The 21,005-nt window shown below is 52.6% G+C and carries 29 protein-coding genes; 27 read left to right on the top strand and 2 right to left on the bottom strand.

The genetic code is table 11. The features are described 5' to 3' along the window. Positions 1-9 precede the first annotated feature (9 nt). The 16 genes from CIC07_RS18775 (at position 10) to CIC07_RS18700 (ending at position 11,280) form a co-directional block, all read left to right on the top strand. Complete coding sequence (locus CIC07_RS18775) at positions 10-456, top strand: phage tail tube protein (RefSeq protein ID WP_048744846.1); 447 nt, start codon at positions 10-12, stop codon at positions 454-456. Then, a complete protein-coding gene (locus CIC07_RS18770; RefSeq protein ID WP_094248172.1) occupies positions 457-855 on the top strand; it encodes a phage tail assembly chaperone in 399 nt (132 codons plus the stop codon). A 195-nt stretch (positions 856-1,050) separates the two neighbouring features. Then, positions 1,051-2,859 (top strand): hypothetical protein, encoded by a 1,809-nt coding sequence (locus tag CIC07_RS18765; RefSeq protein ID WP_094248171.1) that lies wholly within the window; start codon positions 1,051-1,053, stop codon positions 2,857-2,859. Continuing rightward, complete coding sequence (locus CIC07_RS18760; RefSeq protein WP_094248170.1) at positions 2,834-3,493, top strand: LysM peptidoglycan-binding domain-containing protein; 660 nt, start codon at positions 2,834-2,836, stop codon at positions 3,491-3,493. Before CIC07_RS18765 ends, CIC07_RS18760 begins: the two co-directional genes overlap by 26 nt. Then, the gene (locus tag CIC07_RS18755; RefSeq protein WP_094248169.1) at positions 3,490-4,548 is read left to right on the top strand and encodes an XkdQ/YqbQ family protein; all 1,059 of its coding nucleotides are present in this window, start codon (positions 3,490-3,492) and stop codon (positions 4,546-4,548) included. Before CIC07_RS18760 ends, CIC07_RS18755 begins: the two co-directional genes overlap by 4 nt. A gap of 209 nt (positions 4,549-4,757) precedes the next feature. After that, the gene (locus CIC07_RS18750) at positions 4,758-5,207 is read left to right on the top strand and encodes a DUF2634 domain-containing protein (RefSeq protein WP_165895352.1); all 450 of its coding nucleotides are present in this window, start codon (positions 4,758-4,760) and stop codon (positions 5,205-5,207) included. Beyond that, a complete protein-coding gene (locus CIC07_RS18745; RefSeq protein ID WP_094248167.1) occupies positions 5,191-6,243 on the top strand; it encodes a baseplate J/gp47 family protein in 1,053 nt (350 codons plus the stop codon). The genes CIC07_RS18750 and CIC07_RS18745 overlap by 17 nt, the downstream gene beginning before the upstream one ends. A gap of 11 nt (positions 6,244-6,254) precedes the next feature. Then, the gene (locus CIC07_RS18740; RefSeq protein WP_094247962.1) at positions 6,255-6,641 is read left to right on the top strand and encodes a phage tail fiber protein; all 387 of its coding nucleotides are present in this window, start codon (positions 6,255-6,257) and stop codon (positions 6,639-6,641) included. A gap of 11 nt (positions 6,642-6,652) precedes the next feature. After that, on the top strand, positions 6,653-7,456 hold the full coding sequence (locus CIC07_RS18735) for a hypothetical protein (RefSeq protein ID WP_157741945.1): 804 nt from the start codon (positions 6,653-6,655) through the stop codon (positions 7,454-7,456). Beyond that, positions 7,443-8,849, top strand: coding sequence for a right-handed parallel beta-helix repeat-containing protein (locus CIC07_RS18730; RefSeq protein ID WP_094248165.1), 1,407 nt, complete (start codon positions 7,443-7,445; stop codon positions 8,847-8,849). The genes CIC07_RS18735 and CIC07_RS18730 overlap by 14 nt, the downstream gene beginning before the upstream one ends. A gap of 13 nt (positions 8,850-8,862) precedes the next feature. Further along, the gene (locus CIC07_RS18725; protein ID WP_094248164.1) at positions 8,863-9,186 is read left to right on the top strand and encodes a hypothetical protein; all 324 of its coding nucleotides are present in this window, start codon (positions 8,863-8,865) and stop codon (positions 9,184-9,186) included. A gap of 19 nt (positions 9,187-9,205) precedes the next feature. Beyond that, positions 9,206-9,481 carry a hypothetical protein gene (locus CIC07_RS18720; RefSeq protein ID WP_094247966.1) on the top strand — a complete coding sequence of 92 codons (276 nt, stop codon included), beginning with the start codon at positions 9,206-9,208 and terminating at the stop codon, positions 9,479-9,481. Positions 9,482-9,486: 5 nt separating this feature from the next. Continuing rightward, positions 9,487-9,666, top strand: coding sequence for a hypothetical protein (locus CIC07_RS18715; protein WP_021877617.1), 180 nt, complete (start codon positions 9,487-9,489; stop codon positions 9,664-9,666). 3 nt (positions 9,667-9,669) lie between these two features. Further along, positions 9,670-10,047, top strand: a complete 378-nt coding sequence (locus CIC07_RS18710; RefSeq protein ID WP_094247967.1) for a hypothetical protein — start codon at positions 9,670-9,672, stop codon at positions 10,045-10,047. Further along, entirely contained in the window at positions 10,044-10,415 is a 372-nt protein-coding gene (locus tag CIC07_RS18705) for a phage holin (protein ID WP_094248163.1), read from the top strand. The genes CIC07_RS18710 and CIC07_RS18705 overlap by 4 nt, the downstream gene beginning before the upstream one ends. Next, positions 10,405-11,280, top strand: a complete 876-nt coding sequence (locus tag CIC07_RS18700; protein ID WP_094248162.1) for a peptidoglycan recognition protein family protein — start codon at positions 10,405-10,407, stop codon at positions 11,278-11,280. Before CIC07_RS18705 ends, CIC07_RS18700 begins: the two co-directional genes overlap by 11 nt. Positions 11,281-11,322: 42 nt before the next feature. Here CIC07_RS18700 and CIC07_RS18695 read toward each other — a convergent pair whose 3' ends face one another. Continuing rightward, the gene (locus tag CIC07_RS18695; protein ID WP_094248161.1) at positions 11,323-11,670 is read right to left on the bottom strand and encodes a hypothetical protein; all 348 of its coding nucleotides are present in this window, start codon (positions 11,668-11,670) and stop codon (positions 11,323-11,325) included. Between the two features lie 500 nt (positions 11,671-12,170). Here CIC07_RS18695 and CIC07_RS18690 point away from each other — a divergent pair, with 500 nt between their 5' ends. From CIC07_RS18690 to CIC07_RS18650, 10 genes are all read left to right on the top strand, one after another. Next, positions 12,171-12,986 (top strand): ParM/StbA family protein, encoded by an 816-nt coding sequence (locus tag CIC07_RS18690; RefSeq protein WP_094248160.1) that lies wholly within the window; start codon positions 12,171-12,173, stop codon positions 12,984-12,986. 311 nt (positions 12,987-13,297) lie between these two features. After that, positions 13,298-13,441 carry a hypothetical protein gene (locus CIC07_RS18685; RefSeq protein WP_157741944.1) on the top strand — a complete coding sequence of 48 codons (144 nt, stop codon included), beginning with the start codon at positions 13,298-13,300 and terminating at the stop codon, positions 13,439-13,441. 112 nt (positions 13,442-13,553) lie between these two features. Next, complete coding sequence (locus tag CIC07_RS18680; protein WP_094248158.1) at positions 13,554-14,015, top strand: hypothetical protein; 462 nt, start codon at positions 13,554-13,556, stop codon at positions 14,013-14,015. Between the two features lie 5 nt (positions 14,016-14,020). Then, a complete protein-coding gene (locus CIC07_RS18675; protein ID WP_094248157.1) occupies positions 14,021-14,707 on the top strand; it encodes a M23 family metallopeptidase in 687 nt (228 codons plus the stop codon). Then, complete coding sequence (locus CIC07_RS18670; protein ID WP_094248156.1) at positions 14,704-17,061, top strand: type IV secretory system conjugative DNA transfer family protein; 2,358 nt, start codon at positions 14,704-14,706, stop codon at positions 17,059-17,061. The genes CIC07_RS18675 and CIC07_RS18670 overlap by 4 nt, the downstream gene beginning before the upstream one ends. A gap of 106 nt (positions 17,062-17,167) precedes the next feature. Beyond that, positions 17,168-17,395 (top strand): hypothetical protein, encoded by a 228-nt coding sequence (locus CIC07_RS18665; RefSeq protein ID WP_094248155.1) that lies wholly within the window; start codon positions 17,168-17,170, stop codon positions 17,393-17,395. 230 nt (positions 17,396-17,625) lie between these two features. After that, positions 17,626-18,312 (top strand): hypothetical protein, encoded by a 687-nt coding sequence (locus tag CIC07_RS18660; RefSeq protein WP_094248154.1) that lies wholly within the window; start codon positions 17,626-17,628, stop codon positions 18,310-18,312. Beyond that, positions 18,305-18,823 carry an accessory gene regulator B family protein gene (locus tag CIC07_RS18655; RefSeq protein ID WP_094248153.1) on the top strand — a complete coding sequence of 173 codons (519 nt, stop codon included), beginning with the start codon at positions 18,305-18,307 and terminating at the stop codon, positions 18,821-18,823. The genes CIC07_RS18660 and CIC07_RS18655 overlap by 8 nt, the downstream gene beginning before the upstream one ends. A 7-nt stretch (positions 18,824-18,830) precedes the next feature. Continuing rightward, a complete protein-coding gene (locus tag CIC07_RS25500; protein WP_240923487.1) occupies positions 18,831-18,950 on the top strand; it encodes a BREX-1 system adenine-specific DNA-methyltransferase PglX in 120 nt (39 codons plus the stop codon). A 9-nt stretch (positions 18,951-18,959) separates the two neighbouring features. Then, positions 18,960-19,364, top strand: coding sequence for a hypothetical protein (locus CIC07_RS18650; protein ID WP_094248152.1), 405 nt, complete (start codon positions 18,960-18,962; stop codon positions 19,362-19,364). 571 nt (positions 19,365-19,935) lie between these two features. Here CIC07_RS18650 and CIC07_RS18645 read toward each other — a convergent pair. Beyond that, on the bottom strand, positions 19,936-20,316 hold the full coding sequence (locus CIC07_RS18645) for a helix-turn-helix domain-containing protein (protein WP_157741943.1): 381 nt from the start codon (positions 20,314-20,316) through the stop codon (positions 19,936-19,938). Between the two features lie 438 nt (positions 20,317-20,754). Between CIC07_RS18645 and CIC07_RS18640 the strand changes: the two genes are divergently transcribed. Next, positions 20,755-21,000, top strand: coding sequence for an AbrB/MazE/SpoVT family DNA-binding domain-containing protein (locus tag CIC07_RS18640; RefSeq protein ID WP_094248149.1), 246 nt, complete (start codon positions 20,755-20,757; stop codon positions 20,998-21,000). The last annotated feature ends 5 nt before the right edge of the window (positions 21,001-21,005 follow it).

The following is a 21,005-nucleotide window of genomic DNA, read 5'->3' as shown; positions in this document are numbered from 1 at the left end:
GAATGAACCATGCCAGCAGGCTTTAATGGCGAAAGGATTATCAGCGGTACGGGTGGTGAGCTCTGGATCGATGGCGACTATGTCGCTGAGGTCAAAGCATTCCAAGCCAAGCTTGAGTTCAACAAAGAGGATGTGCAGTTGGCGGGGAATATGGGCGTCGATTCGAAATTCATGGGCTATAAAGGAAATGGCAGTGTCAGGCTGCACAAGGTTAACTCGCGGATGATTAAGAAGTACAGTGCCGCCATCCAAAAAGGCATTCTGCCTAGAGCGACCATCCTGAGCTCGTTGAATGATCCAGCAGCATTCGGGGCCGAAAGGGTTACTGTCTCGGATGCCAGTTTCAACGACCTCACCTTGGCCGACTGGGAAGCCGGCGTTAAAGGTGAGACGGAAGCGCCATTCACATTCACAAAATGGGAAACCAATGATCTTATTACGGGCGGAGGAATTTAAATGTCTACACTCGATTTGCTGCTGAAAATTGACCGAACCAAAGTGGTCAGGCCAACAAAGAAGGTCGAACTTCCGCGGCTCTCTGCACTCGCCGGCGAGGCTGTGATTTTCACGCTGCAGGCGCTCACCTATGAAGAACAGGAGGAAATTTCTGAAATCTCCGCCAGTGACGGCGAAATTGACCAAGGTGCTATCCGTGCGCATACAGTCATTAAGGGACTGCTTGATCCTTCGCTGAAGTCTAGTGAGCTCTTGAAGCATCAGGGAGTAGCGACACCGAAAGAGTTGCTGCTTCAGACAAACTTCCTCCTTCCAGGCGAACTTTTTCAGCTTTACTCGGAAATCTCTGATCTTTCTGGGTTTGGCGAAGATGCGGTGACTGAAGTAAAAAACGGATAGAGTCGGATGGGCACACCGGGATGCTGTATTATTACTGGTCCCGGCGTGGCATTCGACCGAGCGAAATATATAACATGCCGCCCGGGGAACAGTTGCTCATCCGGGCTTTTTACGAGTATGAGAGGGAAGAGCGGGAACGACTTGAAAAAGGTGCCGCCTGGCCGGTGTACCCAGTAATGTGAGGTGAGAGTAGAGGTGGCGCGACTTACATCGGTTATCAGCCTGCGGGACAATTACTCCGCTGTCATGCAGCGGGTCAAGAAAAATACCGATTCGTTTAACCGATCCGTTCAGACGGTAAAGAAGCAGCTGGATGCCGAAGCCAAAAAACAACGGCAGATTAGGATTAATAATTCACCAGCCATGAAGGCAATCAAGGCGGTGGAACAGCGGACCAAGGCTATCCGTAACGCTGCGGTAGTGGTGACGGCTCATGCACAGCGCTTCAGTGCCCAGATCAAGCCGGCGGTCAACACTCTCAAGTGGATGACTAAAGCGCCTTTCAAGGTTTCAGTTAGAGCCGTGGATATGGCTTCAACAGGGCTCCGCGGATTGACGAGCATCGTAGGGATGCTCAGCAAGCCGTTACTGATCGGGGGAGGAATCGTTGCTGCGGGCGGAATCGCGTTAATCAAAAAGAGCCTCGAAGGCGCCTCTATGCTGGAGCGGCAGATGATTTCTATGACGCACTTCCTTGGCGTCAATAACCCCAAGCAGGGGAAATCATGGGCCGGCGAGGAAGCGCAACGATTCATCGCTGATCTCCGGAAAAATGCGGACATCACCCCGTTCGATACGGACGAGGTCATTTCCACCGGCACAAGGGCCCTCGGTATAGCTGGGGGCAAAACCAAGCCAGCTATGAGCCTTCTGAGGCTTGCTGAGGATATGACGGCTCTTACCCCTGGCAAGACTCTTAGCGACTCTATCGAAGCCCTTGCTGACCTAGCGACGGGCGAGACGGAGCGGATGAAGGAGTTTGGATTTAAAATCAGCCAAGCGCAAATTAAGGCTTCTGGCGGCGATTGGTCCAAGCTCAAAAATGGATCGGGAATCGGACTGACGCAGATGTTCCGCGGCGGCGCCGATAAACTCGGGCAATCTGCCTATGGCCTATGGTCGACGGTTACAGGCACAATGAGCTCCGGCGTAACCAATATGGGCACACGAACACTCGAATACCTGAAGCCAGAACTCAAGCGTTGGGCCGATTATCTGAGTGGTGGCGGCGCCACAAAAATGTTCGATGCCGGCAGCAAGATGATGGCTTCGTTGGCTCGTGCAGTTGTGGAAAAAGGCAAATCGGCTTGGGCCTATGTGCAAAAGACGTTTATTGACAATCCGGAATTTCAGAACATGTCCTTCGAGGGGAAAGTGAAGTTTGGTTTCGCGCAGCTCAGGACTCAGTTCGAAGGATGGTATGAGAAGGAGGGCAAGGCGGAGCTGACCAAAGTAGCGACGCGCATCGGCGATGTAATCGGTGAGGGACTTAAGAACAGCAAGCCGATTGTTGACGCTGCCGTCGTTATGGGAACGAATATCGGTAAAGGAATCATGGACGGACTTGTAAAAGCGATTTGGGACAACATCGGACTGGTCGGCAATGTAGGCGGGGCGGTTGCGGCAAGGTTTTCGGGACCTATTGGGCTTGGAATATCCACTATAACTACAGGAATTCAAGGATGGAAAGATATGTTCTCCTCCTGGAAGGATTCTTTGACGAACGGGGCTGCTGGATGGTTTGGATTCAGGCCAACGGCCAACGCCTGGGGGAAAGCTCGAGTTCCATACGACAACTATCCGACCTTGCTGCACCAAGGAGAGCAAGTCCTTACAGCCCAGGAAGCGAACCAGCGGAGGAGCGGCGGAGGCGGTCAATCCATCACCGTCAACATCCATAACCCAGTGGTAAGAGACGAATCCGACTTCCAGCGACTTGCCCAAATGCTTAGACAAGCCATTGAGCAGGTCAGTTTGAATGGAGGAGCAGTTCATGCCGATTGATGTAGTTTTGTCTTATAACAACGGCACGGAGACACTACGGCTACCGGTGCCGCCAACGTCATATGACCTGCAAACCGGAATGGCTCATAGCACAGTAAACGTCCACAACCTTGGTGAGGTATTGGTAATGGGCAAGCGGAAGCTAAATAGCATCACACTAGAAAGCTATTTCCCCATTCAAGACGATGGCTTGTGCGTTTATAAGGACTTCCCGCCGCCGGTCACTTTCGTCAACACCCTCAACCGTTGGAAGGAGAGCGGCAAGCCTCTGCGCCTGCTCATCACGGCGAGGGGGCTCAGCCTCAATCAAGTAATGGCAATTGAGGAATTCGCCTACGGTCATCGTCCGGGACCGCTGGACGTCTATTTTACATTGACGTTACGAGAATACCGCTTTGTCACTGCCCAGCAGGCCGCGTCAGCCCCAGCGATAACTGCCTCGGCGAATAGCGCCAGTGCGGCACGCACATCGACCAAAACACCGCCGAAGACATACACCGTCAAAAAAGGCGATACCGGATTTTTGATTGCCAAGAGGGTCTACGGCGACGGCAGCCGTTGGCCGGAAATCAAAAAGAAGAACGGGATTACAGATGACCGTAAGTTACAGATCGGGCAGGTGTTGAAAATATGATCTCCCTTAAGCACGTTTCCAGAGCCGGGGTGAAGACGGACCTTTCCGGTCTCTTCCTCCGGCTCTCCTGGTCCGGAGACAAGTCAACGGCTGCCCGATCGGTGACTTTCTCTGTCTTGTTTGCACCGAATGACAAAAACATTCCGAAGGTGCCTATGGAGCTCGGGGAGATGATCTTCGTCTACGATGACGATGGCAAGGAGATTTTCCGAGGGTACCTCTTCAAGATGTCGAAGTCGCTCTCAGGCAGCAGCATCGAGTACACAGCCTATGACGGGCTTAGGTATCTGACGCAGTCCAAGGTCAACCGAATATTCAAAGCGGCGACGGCGGCTTCGGTGGCACGAACAGTCTGCGCTGAAATCGGCGTGCCAGTCGGATACCTGGAGGATGCCGGAGGGAACCAGCGCTTCGCGGCCCTCAACAGGAGTGCATATGAGGCCATCATGATCGGCTACACCGGTGCTTCTAAGACGACAGGGCATAAATACATCCCCCGCATGTCAGCAGGCCGGCTAAGCGTCATCCGCAAGGGCGCCAGGACAGCGGCAGTTATGCTGACGGCTGATACCAATCTCACGGAGGCTTCGTACACCGAGAGCATTGAGGACGCTGTGACGGCTGTCAAAATCGTTGACAAGAACGACAACTATGTTGGCGAGGTCACGGCAGCGGATAATTTGAAGCGATACGGCCGGCTCCAAGAGATTTATCAACAAGAAGAAAAAAAGGACCCCTACGCTCCTGCTCGTGCCATGCTGAAAGGGGCGGAAAGGACGGCGAACGTTACTGTTTTTGGCAATGGGCAGGTCGATCTCATTACAGGCAATGCCGTCAGAATTCAGGACCAACTCACCGGCTTGGTGGGTCTTTTTTACGTAGACAGCGACGAGCATGTCTGGGAAAACGGCATGCAGACGATCACGCTCACGGTCAATTTTCAAAATCTCATGGATGAGCAGGAAGGGGGAGAGGTAGACAGTGGATCCAGCAAAGCGAGCAGTAGCGGCGCCGGGAGTACGGGATATAGCCTGGATAACTTCGTATATCCGTGAGGTCGCAAAGCAGGAAGCGGAGCGGACCGGTGCGTCTCTCGGGATCGTGACCAGCGCATGGCCGTCCCCGATCACCGTACTTTCCTCCGATCTCACACTGGAGGCTGATGACCTCTATATCCCGCCAAACTGGACGCATCAGAACGGCGAGCAAGTCGTGCTTCAGCCGGTCGGAGGGCGTTGGGCAGTGACGAGGGTGGTGCCTGCAGATGGCTGATAGCCCGTTCCCTTTTATCGATGGCATTTCGGAGGAAGCAACCGGAACGGCCATCGACCAGACGGCTCAAGCAGATTTGCCGATCTGGCGGGAATATGCCTGGGACTTTTCGACGAATGATTTTGTTCTTGTCGACGGAAACCCTGTCCGACTGGAAGGGCTGCCGGCGCTTGAAATCTGGATGTACAAAACCATGCGGACCGAACGTTTCCGCTATCTTGCCTACAGCTGGGAGTATGGGCACGAGCTCGATAGCCTTCTCGGTCAGCGCAGCGCGCCGGATAAGTCCGAAGCGGAGAGGTTCGTCCGGGAAGCCTTGAGCAGCCCTTACGTTTTGGCGTTCTCTGACTTTGAAATCGAACAGTCGGATGACGTTCTTAACCTAAGCTTTACTGCAGAAACGGTCTATGGGGAGGTGAGGATAGATGGCTATAGATTATGAGACGCTCTTAGCCCGCATGCTTGGCAATACGACGAGCGGCGTAGCAAAAGGTGAGGGAACATTCACCTATGACGCCCTCGCGCCGGTAGCTCTCGAAGTGGCCCAGGCCTACGAGGAGATTGAACGGATCAAACGAGTCAGGGCAGGTAGTGTAGAGGACGCATCAGAAGAGGAAGTCGACATGATCGCAGCTGAGCAGGGCGTAACCAGGAAGCCATCGGTCAAATCTGAAGGTAATGTCCGGATCAATGGCCCCTCTGGTACTGCGGTCACAGCTGGCGCCACCGTTTCCACCCAAAGCGGCACGGTCTTTGACATTCAAGGGACGGGAGCCACGATTCCTATTTCCGGAGTCTTGTCTCTTAACGTCATAGCTCGAATCGCTGGGACATCCGGCAACGTGCCGGCCGGATCAATTACGCAATGCTCTATCCCAGGGGTCACAGTGACCAATCTCGAAGAAACTCGTGGTGGCGCAGATGTGGAGAGCAAAGAAGCGCTGCTGGCCAGAGCGATCGAAAAGCGTGACCAGCCGGCTGTCAGCGGCAATCCCGCTCAATACAAGCAGCTTGCCAAGACCGTTCCGGGAATTGCCGATGCCAGGGTATTTCGCGCTTGGGCTGGAGGGGGGACGGTAAAGGTCGTTCTGATCTCGGCAGAAAAGCGGACACCAGGCGCATCTGCAGTTGCTGCAGCGGATGCCCTCATTCAGTCGATGGCAACGGTGAACGCGGTCGTCACGGTAGTCGGGGTATCCGAAGTGCTAATCGATGTGTCTGCCAAGCTGATTCTTGCGAATGGCGGAACGTTGGCCGAGGCGATTCCTCAAGTAAAAGACGCCACCGCCTCTTACCTCAAGGACTTGGCTTATGATGAAACGGTTGTCCGGATGAATCGGATCGGAGAAGCGATTCTATCGGCTGATAGCGTCTCTGACTATGAATACGGCACATTGATGATTAACGGAACGACAGGAAACCTTCAGCTGCAGCAAGACCAAGTGCCTGTAATGGGTGCCATTAATCTAACTATATGAGGTGATCAAGCATGGCAGGGAAAACAGATTGGCTTGAAAATCAACTGTTGAATCACGTATTACGCGGTACCGTATACACGCCGCCATCCGCCCTGTACATCGGTCTGTTTACGAGCGATCCGACCGATGCAGCCACTGGAACCGAGGTTTCTGGGGGATCTTACGCCCGCCAGGCGGTTACATTCACTTCAGCTACAACCGGGTCTGTCAGCAACTTTGCAGACGTCCTATTCCCGGTAGCGACGGCTGCGTGGGGCACGATAACTCATTTCGGTATTTTTGACGCTGCGACCGCCGGCAAACTGCTGTATTACGGGACAGTCACGCCTACACAGTCCATCAGCACTTCCAACCAACTGAAACTCAGCGCTGGGACCATCATCGTTACAGAGGATTGAGGTGCTGATCAATGGCCGTCTATGAAGTCAGCGGCAGCATTTCATGCGCATCGAGTGCAAGTGCTGCAACGGTTCTAATTGTTACTGTCTCTGGTACTTCCTTAGGGTCAGGATCCTTGAATGACGTTTCTCCAGTAGTGATTATGATCTCGGCAGCTTCTTCTGATGGTTCAGCTTCGGCAACAGCAGATATCTTGAATATCTTGACGTTTACCGGTGAGTCGAGAGGGAGCGCAGCCGTCTCTTCTCCAACCACTTCCCGTTACATCATCATGTCGGGAAAGTCGGCGGGAAGTGCCGAAGTTGAAACGTTCGTATCTGATCGAGATGTTTCAGAAGCCATTAGGGGTTATGTTCCGGATTTCTTGCGAGGTTCGAGCCTTTTTTCTAAGGCTCAGGTGATTCAGTCGGTGGAGATGATCCGGCTGCTGGCCAAGATTGAGCAATTGCGAAGGGACATGTTTGCCGGTCAAGGGCAGACCCCTGAACCGATCACTTCGGATGTATTCAAGACTGTGGTCAATCGGTTTCACGGCAGCCTGGTGACACAATCTCCGGCAGATTACAAAGTCACCACCACTATTTTGAGCGTTCGTGGGGTACCGGAAGACATTGTCGAGATGGATGAAGTCGTGGGCAGCACGTTGCCCGCTCACCTTGACTATGAAATCATTCCAACATTCCTTCCTTGGGACGAAATCGAAGAAGTTTCTCTTACGTGGAATCAGGTTGAGCAAATCCCTTCATGGGATCAACTTGAGACCACGTTTTTAATTCCAGTCGAGGAGGTGCTTAGAAGAAATGGCATCACTTAAAACGCCACGGATGGGGATGGACGACTGGATTGGGACCGATAGTCCGAAACGGGCGGAGATTAGCGGCAACTTCAACAAAGTGGATACAGAATTTGCGGATCGCGAGATGAATATCAAGTGGTTCAAGACTTACGCGGGCGTCGATTACACCAAGGCCATCAACGATGCCATCACTTTTCTGTATGACAATTACGGAGGCGGCGCCGTCTTCATTCCTCCAGATGTTCAGTTCCAGGCCACCCAGGTAAGGCTGAAGACAAAAATCACATTGCGCGGCGTGGGGAAGCGAAGTCGAATTATCCAGGCGCCGAACAGCAATGTGGATTTTATTGTCTTCGATAACACATCGGTAGAGCACACAACGCTTCGAGACTTGTTCATTCACGGCAACAAGGACAACCAAAATGGCGCAGGCGGGAACGCTATCTTTTACGACAACACGGACGGGAAATTCTCGTTTTATGACACCCTTCACACCATCGAGAACGTCATCATCTACATCCCCAAGAAGTCAGGTATTGCAACGACGGCAAACGTTCGCGAGCTCAATGCGAAACGGGTATTTGTCACTGGTGCCGATATGTATGGATTCGATCTTGCGGGAACGGATTCTATCTACGAGGGATGTACGACCGGAGCGGCAGGTATGTCGGGGTTCCGAATTGCGAGCCCGAATTCTCGATTCTCGGCCTGCAAGGCGTACGGTTCTGGCCGGCTGGCGTTGGCGGGGAATACCTACGGATTCATGATCAGACAGCCGCGCATCTCGTTAACGGCCTGCGAAGCCCAGGACAACGCCGGGCACGGTTTCTTGATTCTTGGAACCAAAGAGGTGACACTTTCCGGATGCATCGCAGATTCAAACGGACGTAACGGCGGCGGGAATGGCGTCAGACTGGACAGCAGCTCTAACTGTAACATTGACGTAACCACAATGAACCGCGAGACAGGAGTTTCCCCGCAGCGATACGGCGTTGAATTCGCCGGGACGTCCGGGAACAACACAGTTAAGCTGATTTCCAGCAACAATGCAAACGGCCATATTGTCGAAAGTAGTACGTCAAATGGGAATTCTATCACTGTTAACGGTCAGAGCGGTGTGCAGACCATCGACTACTCATCCATTGTCACTCCAGACCCATACAACGGCGGGACGATCACGATCAGCCTGACCAATAACCTGACGATGGTTGAACCGATCCGCGCACACAAAGGAATGAAGATGAAGTTCATCTTGAAGCAGGACAGCGTCGGGGGGCGGAACGTATACTTCCAATCCTTCTACAAACGGAACTGGACTCCTGACACAGGACCGAACAAAATCAACACCATCGAATTCCAGTTCGACGGCACGTACTGGGTTCAAAGCGGCGTCACGATCGGATTGACATAAGGAGGGGACAAGCATGAGCAGGCCATCACTGAAGGTCTACAACAAGCAAACGGTAACGCACATTCCGACAAGGGTGCATCACGAGACATTCACGATCATCTATGAAAACAAGGATACTCAAACGGTCGACGTCACGGTTGGATTTTTCGATGAAAACGAGGTCAATGTTGGCGGCAAAAGGTATGTCATCACGGGAAATTATTACGCCCTCCTGATGGCGGCTAATCCTCCATATTCGCCGAATAAGCAGAAGAATGAATACCGCGAAGCAGACCTGTTCTACATTATTGATCTCATGGATTCGGAAGAGGAACAAGGGCAAATTATCCCTCAATAGAGAGAGAAGGTGAGCCGGGGTGGATGAAACCCAACTGGATGCCACAGAGAGGATTGCGCAGATGGCTGAGAAATATGGCCTCTCGTTGATTCTCATGCTTATTTTGCTAGGGGTTGTCCTTGCCTTCTTGTGGATGTTGACAAGCGGCCGCCTGGTTCCGCGCTCTTTGCTCGATAAAGCAGAGGAGGACCGGGACCGTCTGCAGGATATTTTGGACAACGAACGTGCCGGCATGATGGGCCCTCTCCTTGATGTGGTTAAATCATATAAAAAGGACGAGGGCAAAGGAGGATAACCGACATGCTCAAAAAGCTGCTGGAGCTCCTCCCCACATTCCGGGCAATGTCGAGCAATCTCGATGAAGCGTCTGAAAGAGTCAGCCTAAGTATTAAAAGTTACCGGAATGCTTCGAGGGAGCTGCAAGAAGAAATCGCGAAGAATGGATTTGCACGATATCTTATTCACGACAAGGGAGAGTGAGCCATGCTCCTCCATATCATTGATGTGGCTTTGTTGATCGTTTACACGGTCATAATCACCATGGCAACCTACATCATCGCCGCACATCGAAAATATTTCCATGAGCGGTTCCGCACAGGCGTGGTCAGCGCATTTATGCTGGCGATGCTCTTTTTTTTGGCCGCCTATGACATTAAGATGCTCGTCGCCATCTGGATCCGCGCCAGCCAAGTCTTCGGCTTTCGCACGCCAGGCGTTGAGCTGGCGCAACTGCTCTGCTGGCTGATTGCTACATCCGGCACGGCTGTCGGCTTGCTGCTGCTCGCCTATCAGACCAAGACCAAGAAATATGACCTGTACCTGTTCCTTCGGAGGATGGGGAGAAAGGATGATTCGAAATGAGTATTCAACCCGCAATCGATGCAGTCGTCCAGTCCATTATCGGCCTTCTGGCCGCCGCTGTGGTCGCATGGGTAGCAATGACGCGTAAGCGCGTGGAGGCGTGGCTGGATGCCCGCACGACCGAGCAGCAGCGTGCTGTGCTGCACAAAATGGCCGCCGAGGCCGTTGCTTATGTCGAGGCAACGGCTGACAGCCCTGGAGCACGAAACAAGTTCCTGGAGGCGCGACAGTACCTACAGGATAACCTGCCGGCTCCAATCGTCGATGCGCTCAAGGACAAGGAGATTCAGGCGGCGATCGAAAAGGCATTGTACGAGCTCAAAGCGGGCATCGTCACCCCGCAGGTTGGGGTGCAACATGGACAGTAATAAATATCAGATCGAGCGGCGTTACATCAATAAGCGCCCCAACGTCAGGCCAGGCATCCGGCTAGTCACCGGAAGCCCGGCCTTTTTAGTTGCCCACGATACCGGGAACCCCGGAGCTTCCGCCGAAAACCATTTTTCCTATTTCAATACGCAGACGGACCGATCGGCGTCGGCACAGGTCTTCATCGACGACAAACGCATCCTTGAAATCCTCCCCGCCGGCACCGGTCCGGATCCGGCGGAGCAGGCTTTTCACGTCATCCGCAATGTAACCACGGACAACGAGCTGTTTGGCTACGATGCTAACCATGCCGCCCTGGGGATTGAACTATGCTACGGCGGTACGATTAATTTCGCCGCTGCCTACGCTCGCCTTGTCTGGTATTTCGCGATGTGCTGTACTAAATGGAATAAGACGCCATCGACTCACATCGTCAGCCATAAGCAGCTGGACCCGGCCCGCAAGTCGGACATCGACCAGGCACTTGCGACTGGCGGCAAGACACTCGGCGACCTGATCCGAGACGTGACGACCGAGATGACGATACAGGTCCGGCCGGTGCCGGCGGCGGCCAAACTACCGGCAGACGTCTGCGACCACGTCATCATCTCCTATATCCAGCCAGCGCGGCACGCGGCGCTGCAGCAGGGGCTGAGCGAGGAGGCTGGACACTTCGAGCGTCTGGCGGCCAACGTTCGCGCCGCGGCGGCCGGATCCGGACTGCCTAAGAGCAATGCGCAGGAAATCATCTACAACTGGCTCTCCCCTGCATGGCACAAGGCCAAGGCTGGCGGACGAGACCCCGGTCGGTACAATCAAATGGCAAATGCCCTTAGGACGTGCGCCGGAATCCCCCTTGAATAAAAGCAAACCCCCCACTGGCCTTCGCGGCTGGTGGGGGATTTTTTACATTTCCGATGTTACAGAATCCTTTTTAAGAACACCCATGAATCCGGATACAATTAACAAAATTGCGGGGATGAAGTAAAACATGCTGATCCCAATTACTCCGACTACCGCAGCTACGAAATGAAAAATCCCAGCGGTTCGAGGTCTTCGTTTTGAAATGACAGCCCCAAAGATGGCGAGCACACTAACCAAGCAAGCAACAATGCTTCCCGTTACCACGACTGAACTACTAGCGGAACCGGCATCGCTTCCTAGTCCCATTGAAACCCCGATCATTGCAATCATAAGAGCAAATGCACTGAAGACGGCTCCTATAATTCCGCCGATCAATCCTACCACGTACATTCGTATCCTCTCCTCATCATGGTGTTTAATTCTAGAATATACGAAATGTATCTATCTATGATACAGAATTTTCACATCCAGAAATCTTTGGGCTGCGCGCTCTTTCCCGTAAGCCGGCGAGCTGCTTCAACCAGGATCTTTTGCACACTTCTTGTCGGCTTATATCCTTCCTCGCTGCATGCCCGCGACACCGTTCCAGGGTTCAACCCTGTTTCTTCGCGGATTCTCTCCTGTTTGACTCCGTGTTTATCCAAGAAAGCTCCATAATCAGTCCGCCTTTTCCCTATTCCGGTCATGTTATTCAGGCCTTTCCATCTATTTCGTATTCCCAATATGGCCGAGTCTACAAAATTTTATACCTGTCCCTATTTGGAAAACAGTAAATATGCCCGAGCCATCCCCATAGGCTAGTGACATATCAAGTAGCGCTACTAGTGACCCTACAAACTCGGTTTCAAAACCGACTAGGGCCACCAGTAGCGCCAGAAGGGGATGACAGCATGAGTATCATTGGCATCGACGCCGGCGGCAGCGCGGTTAAGCTGTACGACGGTCGGCAGTTCAAACAGTTCCCCTCCCCCATCGGTTATGACTGGCGGGAACGAAATCTTCAGCAAACCCACGGTGAGCATGACTTCGAATGGGAGTACGGCGGGCAGCGCGGTTTTGCTGGGACTCTGGCGATGTTCGAGAGCGAGCTGGCGGAGAGCACCAAGGGCGACACGAAGGCCCATCCGGACGCACGGCTGCGCGTCTTGATCGCACTCCACCAATATGCACTTGGCGCGGAGCATCAGATCGTCGTTGGGCAGCCGATTCGAACGCACACGCCGGAGCAGAAGCTTCAGATCAAGGAGATGCTGCAGGGCCGGCACGAGATCACCATCAACGGGGAGCGGCGCGTCATTGTCATCCGCCGATGCGAAGTGGCGGCCGAAGGAGTAGCAGCAGGCCTCCTTGTTCCAAGCCTCGGCATCGTGCGGGTGATTGACGTCGGGAGCGGCACAGTCAACCTCGGCACGCTGCAGGATAGGCGCTTCGTCGATCGAGCGAGCGATACGCTGGTGAACGGCATGGAGACGTTGCGAAATCCGGATCCAGCAGCTTTTGCACGAGCAATCATTGCACATGCAATCCGCTTGAAGTGGAAAAGCGCAGACGTCTGCGTATTATGCGGCGGTGGAGCTGAAGCGTTGCTACCCGACATCAGGATGCATTTCACGTCCGCACAGCTGCTCAAGCCCGGCATGAGCCTCTATGCGAACGTCGAGGCGTTCCACCTGATCGCAAAGGGGTTGTATGGAGATGGGAGATAAGCGAATCGAGAAAATACCTGTCTACTTTAGCCAGGACGATCCTGACCAGGTCGCTCTTTTCAAATGGGTGCAGACGAAGAAAAATCGATCAGGGTATCTCAAGCGGCTGATTCAGCGGGATATGGATGCTTCATCCCCACAAGTGGGGACGTCCCCACTCTTAGTTTCAACGACGTCGTTGAATTCTCCGACGTCGGCGAGTTTGAGCTTTGATGCTGCAGGGTTTGTCTGAATCCTACCGTCGCTCTGCAAGGTATTCCCATCATGGTAAGACCTTTCCCAGCTTGTTGGGAAAACGAGGAGGATTAAATATGAAGACGATCATCAACGGCAAGGACCCGGCGGAACTGGCGGCTGAAGAGCGGCGCCGAAGTGAGGTCATCGAGGACTTTTGGGCGATCATTATCAGCCCGGGGCGGGCGGTCGTGTGGCTGCTGCGGAGCGTCCGGAAATAGAAAAACCGCCTGGGCAGAGTCCGGCTAGGGCGCTGCGGGCGGTTTACCCTCAGCATATGCGGCAGGATCAGAAAAGATGCCAGTACATCACGATTTGCGAGGAGGATATTTTATGGCGACTTTAACCATGCGGCCGACCGGCTACCGGATCGACCTGCGCCCGGCTGCTGCGGTTTCTCTGCCGGAGCCGACAAGGCGCATGCTTATGGAGCGGCTGCAGGCTGGCGTAACGATCGTTGTCGAGCACGTCGAGCGTCACAAGCTGATCTACCGGGTCGGCGCTATTACCATCATGGTGCTTCTCGGCGCCGGCGGATTGGATCAAGTCTTCGCGGCCAGTGACGCCTCCGGGATCGGTCTGGATGTTGGCGCTCAAAAGCTCTATCACAAACTCATCAGTATTGGAAAGTGGGTCATCATCATTAAAGGAGCCTTCGACACGATCCAGGCGACAGTTCAAGGCGATTTTGTTCAGGCTCGCAAATCCGGACTCGCTTATCTCATGGTCTACGCCATTCTGCTCGGGCTACCGTGGGCATTCGGGCAAGTCGAGCAGCTTTTCGAAGGGATGTGATACGCATGCCTCATATGAAATTTCGCGTCAGTTCGGAATACGGCGTTCTCGAGGAGATCCGCGGCGGCCGGGAGCATCATGGTGTCGATCTTGCGATGCCGCAGGGGACGGAGTTGCACAGCATCACGTCCGGTACGGTGGAGCGGATCGTCGATCATGGAGCCGACAATATCGGCCGCGGCGTCATTGTCCGGACAGATACAGGCGAGCTGCACGTATACGGCCACATGGACAGCGTCGCGGTGCATGCCGGCGAGCGGGTATTCCCCGGCGAGCTCCTTGGCATGAGCGGCAATACGGGGCACAGCAGCGGTCCGCATCTCCACTTTGGGTTGATTAAAGACGGCGGCTTTGCTGATCCGACTGGCCTGATCCCGGACCTGCAGCGTTACAGCGGTGAGATCGCCGGACCCTCGATCCTCGGCATTAAGGGGCCGGCGGGCTGGATGGCCGACAAGGTCGTGGATCATGCGGCGGAGCATGTTGCGCACGGCGCTCGGGACCATATCCTCCATTGGCTTGCTGAGGCTGGCGGGGTACTTGTGGATCTCAGCTACGGCATCGGCCTGATCGGCTGCAGCGTGCTCATCATCCTTGGAGCGCTCGGCATGCGAGATGGCTACCGCTGGTCGGGGCTGGTCTTCGGGGCTTACTCTCTTATCCGACTACTCGGAGGAGGGTTGAGTCGATGAAAGGCATTCCATTTACACAGCTGTTGCAGGTAGTCCGGCCGGAGTACGCCTTTCTGCGCATCAAGCCCAACAACGCCGTACGCAACCAAGGTACGCACAGGATCGCCCGCGCCATCGCCGCGCTTTACAAGGGCGCTCTGGCCAACATCAAAGCAGAGGAGCAGCGCGTCATCAAGGCGCTCGGTCGGGAGTTCGTCGTCGGCACCCGGTACAGCTGGACGCTGCCGGCCAAGGTCTCCTATTACATCTACATGGAGCAGCGAAAGGTGGAGTTCTTCTTCATCGTGCCTCGGACTCACCTCTCCTATCTGCGCGAGAAGATGTCGGACGTGTGGGGGCAGGTGACGATCGAGGAGGTACCGGAGCTTCCGGTGTTCGGTGCGGATGCGACACGCTACGAACTCGTCTACGAGAAGGAGGATGCCCTGAGCCTTGCTGTCGACCGAAGGAGCAATGACTTGCTGAACAGCAACCTCAACGCCGTGGAACTTCTGGAGGAAGGCGACCGGCTCGGGGTTTTCTATAATTTCCTGCCCGGCAGCCAAATCAGCTGGCGGCACCTTTACCGCGCCACGATCGACAAGGTCAACCGCCGGATGCCGGTCGAGCGAAACAAGATGGGCACGGCTTATGCGTTCAAATACCTCTTGGCTGCCGGCAATGTCATCTTCAAGGAGATCGGCGAGGCGCTCGGCAGCGGTCGCAAGACGTTCGGAGCGTCCGGGGGCGGCGACTATATGGACGCCCTGCTCGATCGGCTCAACGGGGCGCGCCGGGTCAGCGAGAGTACGGCCAAAAAGGCCACGGCAACCGTCCTCGACACACAGATTGTGGTCATGGCCGAAAGCACGGACGGCATGCGGCAGCGCAACGCGGCTCGGAGCCTGGCGCAGTCCTTTGACACAGTGAGTGAGGATAATCGGCTGACGACTCGGCCATTTCGCCGAGTCCTCGATATGACGGCCAGGGACATCCGCGCCGGGCGTAACAAGATCGGAGACGAGGAGGCGCAGTCCTTTATCGCTCTGGCCGGCCGCGACGTGCTGGAGCGGTACAATTTTATAGAGAGAGTCGAAACGCAGGAGACGGAGGTTCCGGACGATCTCAAACAAGGCGTTATGTGCATCGGCACCAATACCTACAGAGGTCACGAGCAGCAAGCCTTCCTGTCGACAGATCGGGAGTATCAAAACCTTACCACGGTGCTGATCGGGCCGACGCGGGCCGGCAAGTCGACGCTGATCGGCAACCTGAGCCGAGACGCCATCGCGGCCGGGGAGTGCGTCATCATCTTCGATTTCGTGGGCCAGTGCGAGCTGTCGAGGGAGGTTGCCGCAGCGATCCCGCCTGACAAGACGCTCGTCATCGACTGCGCCGACCCGCGCCGGCTGCAGGGCATCGGCTACAATGAGGTGGGCAAAAGCGCGGACCCGTTCGAGGCTTACGACGGCGCCAAGAAGCAGACGACGCAGCTGCTGACGCTGGTCAACTCCATCAACGCCGAGGAAACCAAACTGTCGGCCAAGATGCAGCGATATCTGGTCAGCGCGGCCCTGGTCGCCTTTATCAGCGGCGGCAGCGTCCGGGACGTATTTGACTGCCTGCAGGATCACGAGACGCGGGAGCGCCTTATCAAGGCTGTGCCAGCTGCCCAGCGTGACAACCTCCGCAAATACATCCGATCGCTCGGCGAGTTGGACGACCGCGACAAGGGCGGCGCCGTCGTCGGCACCAAGGAGACATATGTCGTCGGCATCATCGACAGGCTCAACCAGCTCGAGCAAAACGCCTACATGGAACGGATGCTCGATAAGGGCACCGCCGGCAATGTCGACCTGGTCGCGGAGATGCAGCGGAACCAGTTGATCTGCATCCGCATGCCGTCCGACATGTTCGGCACGGACTCGGAGCGGGACGTCTACACGACCTATTGGAGCACCAAGATATGGCTTGCGCTGCAGATGCGGAGTAAGCGACTCGGGGGTGACCGGTCCAAGATGGTCAAGGTCAACCTAATCGTCGACGAGCTCTATCAGGTCCTGCACACCGAGCAGTTCATGCGGTCGAAGCTATCGCAGTACGCCAAGTTCGGGCTCAAGCCGATCATCTCGGCGCACTACCTCAACCAGATCAAGCACATCCGAGAGGAGCTACGATCCGCCAACGCGAGCTATATGCTGATAAGCGGCTGCGACAAGCAAAACCATGCGGAGCTACGAAGCGAGCTTCTTCCGTACCAGGAAGAGGACCTTCTCAAGCTGCCGAGGTTCCACAGCCTGAACCTGATCAAAAACCAAGACGGGTATGCTAGATTCATAACGCGACTTCCAAGACCCGTCAGCCCTAGTCGTTAATGGGGATTTCTTTTAAATTAGAACAAATATTCGCTTGCAATGTGAAAGCTATTGGATATAATTAGAAATGTAAAGCGGCGGACTTGAAACCGGGAGGGAATTGCAAATGCGAATGTACCTCGAAGAACTGAATCTTGATGAAGTCGTCATAATCAAAATGGCTTTAGATTCAGAGATTAAGCAGTTCAAGAAAATCATCAGTGAGATTCAAGACTCGCAGGCAATGAACCTTACCCCAGAAGAAAAGACGCGGCTCATTACTTCCTATGAAAACAGAATTAAGGAGCATACCGATCTCAGAGATAGGATTGGAAGGAATTTCGCTGAAGCATGAAAGGAGATTGAGCTTATCAAGGAATATGTAACAGCATCATGGATCGCCAAAGCCCTCAACACGACCAGTCAGAACATTTCTCTAGCCGGCCGCCGCGCCTTGAATCCAAACTATCGAGGGGACTTCATCAAACCAGATGCAACCCTCGATGAAGGTACGCCGATCTGGCTAAAAAAGAAAGCTGAAGACTACATCCGGAAAAAAAAGTCGGAAAGTGATGGTGTTGAGGGTTGAAGCTGGGGGATCTCGTGTTCATTGTGTTGAGTATATTCGATGCTCTGTCTGTATTAGCAATATCGTTTAAGCTTTTCCGCATGCCCTTTCTGGAATATAAAAAGCAAATCATCATAACTTCAATTGTCATAGCAATAATATCATTTTTAAACCGCGTAATTTTCGATATTCCCCAATTTGATCTAGCTATCCAATTAATCATATATATTGTGGCATTAAGAATATTGATAAAAATTCGGACTTTTGAATCGACTTTGATAATTGTTACTGGCTTACTTGTATATTTATCTATCCAGTATTTTATTTATTTCATTCTTATGGTTACCGGGCTGTTGGATTACGCAGCTGCTGCCTCTGGAATCGAAGGCTTTGAAACATACGTACTCTGGATCGGCACCATCCTCGCAGTTTATTTTACCGCCTGGCTGTTCTTCTACATGAATCTCGGATTTGCATTTATCGTCAGGCCGCCTCATTACTTTGCCGTCAAGAGCCCTATATTTTCCGGGAAGAACCGCGTTTTAGCGCTGGGACTTGTGGGCGGGATCGTATTTATATGTATTAACGCCATACTGCTCTTCCACATGACGTATCTTTGGATTTATCCACTCGCCCTTGTTTTTTCACTTGTCTCGACAGGCGGAGTCTATTACCTCTCGCATAGGAGGAATTTGAATGATTGATACTTGGTCAAGAAACATATCGCTGCGGATAAAGGCAGCTGATCCAGAAAATACGAGTAGCGTTGAAGTCATGGAGTTTGCCATTGGCGGGTATTTAAACTTCGCCATAACGGCCGTTTTGACCGCGTCCATTGGCGCAATAACCGGGATGGTATGGGAATCATTAATATGCCTCGCGTTGTTTAATGTCGTGCGTATTTTCAGCGGCGGATTTCATTTGCCCCACACCGCGTGCGTTATTCTTTCTACAGCTATTTTCAGTGTCCTGCCATTTGTTGATGCAAGTCGAACGTACGTGCTAGTATTCACTATAACGGCGCTAATTCTGCTCGCTCAGTTCGCGCCTAACATCGACCCCAAGACTTCGACGCTGGACGCAAAGTTCTACCCGACATGGAAAATCATTTCTGTCTTGCTTGCAGCTTTCAATCTGCTTTTCATGTCAAAGCTTTTTGCGCTAGTGCTCTTGGTTTTGGCTGTGCTTGTCATACCTTTCAAGGGGAGGAGGTGAGCGACATATGGAACGTTCCGCAGCAAGCATGATCTCCGCCGGCTTGGAGAAAAGCGCTAAAGTCATGGCGAAGTTCGTGAAGACGAACATCGGCGCTAAAAATATTCCGGCCGAGCTGAAGAAATAGGTGGCAGCCATGGACAGCAGAGATATTGAGATGCTGGGCATTCGGATCATCAATGAGAAAGAGAATGGGGCATGGGAGACATTTAGGGGTGGAGACATTGTCTTCATTGACAATTGGTATCCATATCCTAAAAGCAACCATTGTATACCTCGCTTCCACACAACAAAAGGCATGTTTACGATGATCAACTCATTTGCCCAGTGCAAGGAAATCTTCTCTCATCTAGATCTGTTGGATTCCAGTAATCTAATTGATCTCGATAAGATTGATCATTGTGAAATCGTCGGTCACAATGTCATCCTTGCCTACTTTAAGGATTCGGACAAGACGGCAAACGTCGCCTGGAGTAAACGAAGCAAGGTGAAGCACCTCATTCGTCATAAAGAAGAGAAGCCCGAAACACGTCGAAAATAGTCGTGTTTTGGGCTTTTTTGTAACTAAATGTATCATCACATAATACAATTTGTATCGCAAGTCAAGCGAAATCTATCCTGTGAACTCTACTCTTCCTGTAAAGGTAGATTCTGGATATAATAGGGACAAGAGATTCAGGGATGAAAATTTTTCAGAACAACAGTTGTTCTGTTGATCCCGGGGAGTGCCGGCTAACCGGCAGTGCCAGCTCTTATTCCTCAATAATCCATTCGTACAAGTCTTCCATGTGAATGTGAAGAGCCTTGTGCGCTAGGTATTGAGCTTCTGGAGTCATCGGCCTTGTGCTGGTGCAGTAGTAAGACACCATGCGTGCGGAAAGTCCTGTCTTTTCTGCAAAATCGATCTGAGAAAAGCCGCGAATATCAAGCCACTCCTGTAGCCGGCATCTCCCACGGGAGACGCGCATTTTTCCTGATCACCTTTGTCCTATAAATTTGTCGAAGCGGGGTGGGCAGTATGGCAAAAGAGACAATTGACGTACTCAATGCACTGATTCTAATCATCGGAAATAAAGAAGAAGCAGTTAAGCATCTACGCCAACTGCAACGAGTTATTTTCCCGAATTCTTCTGTTGTTGGAGCGAGCGAAGGAGCCCCAAAGCCAACTCGAGATGCTCTGAGGGGATAACTTCCCCGTTTATCTTTAAATCAAATTTTCGCATCAGTTCTTCATTGTCTAGATCAAGGGAATCCACAAATCTAACCTCGGCCTCCGTCGGCATTGAACTATCTGTTAGTCCCAAAAGGTAGTCTGTGGACGTTTGTAAGGCTAAAGCGATTTTTCCCAGTACATCACTGGACGGAACGATGCGATCAACTTCATAATTTCCCAACGCAGACCTCGTCATGCCGATTCTGGCGGCAAGTTGCTCTTGGCTAAGGCCGTGCTTTTTTCGAAGGTTTTTGACCCTGCTACCCATGGAATTAGTCATAATCATATTTCTCTCCTAAATAAAATGTCATTTTGAATGACAAAAATGTGTTGACGTCTTTTTGGGAGACATGGTATATTCTGAACACGGAAGCCAGATATAACCAAGAGGCGGACGAAAAGCCCCAACAAGTTTCTTTGAAGGAGCGTGATGTGAAATATTAAGTTCGGTACTTTCTTTGGCCTCTTAAGGATAATCTCTTTAATTGCATTAGTTGGAACAATTACCTAAATGGTGGATTTCTTTCTGCTCCTATTATAATTTGTGCTTGATGATCGCGCAAGCGAAGGTATGTTCGTAACAGTGACATTCTCCAAGTGAAGGAATGGTTTGTCCCGTTATGAATATTTTTTTCACCCAAATGTCATTATTAATGACAATTTTACAATTATGATATTCAAAACGACTTAATTTTATACCAAAAGGAGAAGAGATCAAATGATGAAATCGACCGGAATGCTTCGCAAAGTGGACGATCTAGGACGAATTGTACTGCCCAAGGAGCTTCGGGATAACCTGGAAATCAATTCGGCTGATAGCATTGAGATCTTCACTGACGGCGGCCGTATCGTGCTTCAGAAATACGCTCCCGGCTGCTGCTTCTGCGGCAATCTCCAAGTAACCAAAATGGTACACGAAAAGAAAGTCTGCAGAAGCTGCGTTGAACTCATTGGGGGGAGGTGAAGTGA

It is taken from the genome of Paenibacillus sp. RUD330 (assembly GCF_002243345.2).
Taxonomy (GTDB): Bacteria; Bacillota; Bacilli; order Paenibacillales; family Paenibacillaceae; genus Paenibacillus_O.
Note: the sequence above shows the minus strand (reverse complement) of the source record. Positions and strands in the feature narration are given on the sequence as shown.